1 protein-coding gene is annotated in these 1074 nt (G+C 44.1%); it reads right to left on the bottom strand.

The window, feature by feature from the left end:
• Positions 1-795: HDOD domain-containing protein (locus A3763_RS18770; RefSeq protein WP_156495175.1), on the bottom strand; the 795-nt coding region annotated here is incomplete at its 3' end.
• Positions 796-1074: the final 279 nt, after the last annotated feature.

Below are 1074 nucleotides of genomic sequence, written 5' to 3' on the forward strand. Positions count from 1 at the left end.
ATATGAAGAATAGTGAGCAATCAGGTTTGCCAGCATCACGACAAAATGTGGAGACTGCATCAGCATATTAATGTCGCGATCTTCAACACGGAGCGGTTTCCCATCAGGGCTAAAAGAGCGGGCAATAGTGACCCATTGCTTATGGCTTAATTGTTTATCTGGTTGATAGCATGCCTGAGCCAGGGCAGGAACGTTTAGCTTTTTAGCCAGAGCGGTCGTGACATCGACGATTGTACCGCCTAATACTTCTTTCTCGGCAACATGGGGGAGCTTGTAGTTGGAACGAATGGCATAGCGTACTAAACGCATTTCAGGCGTTGCAAAGCGCCATAAATACCAGATAGGCGCACCCAGAAACAAGCTGGACCAATAAACGTCTTCGGGGTTTCCTTTACCTTTTCTTTTAGCGATGGCTCGACCGAGGTGGCCTGCATATAAACTGGTTGATAGTGTTCGAAGGTAGTAGAAACTGGTAATACTCTTTAAGGAAATAGCTTTAAAGGGTTGCTCGTTTATCAGCTCTGTTAGGCGCTCAATGCCAATCATACTAATGGCGTGTGCCAGTGTCTTACTGCTCGGTGTATCTTCTAGCTGGCTATCATTGGCGTGTGACATGACGTAAAAAGCCAAGATTGGGTCTTTATTAACGTGAGCAGCCAGATGAGAGTATGGAATAACCTTTTTTTCTAGCATACGAATGACTTTTTGACCCACTTTAAATGGCGAGGGAAGTGACTTTGTCACCAGAAAGTTTGCCCAGCCTTCAGCGCTATCGGGCATTTTTGAGTCAGTCATAAAGCTAATGTAATAGATTGATAGTTAGGAGTTGCGAGCAATTTATTGAAAATAGCTCACTATGACTAGAGTATAGATTGGATTTTTAATAATGCAGGCAATTAATGGCTGAGTATTATTGGTAGGTTTCTTTGTCGCCGAGTGTTTCTCTAATTCTGCGGTAACTATTCATGCGCTCTTCACTAATCTCACCTTTGTCGTAGGCGTCAAGGATCGCGCACTTGGGCTCATTATTATGTTTGCAGTCACGAAAACGGCAGTAGCCAATATGCGGCCTGA

It is taken from the genome of Oleiphilus sp. HI0128 (assembly GCF_001635365.1).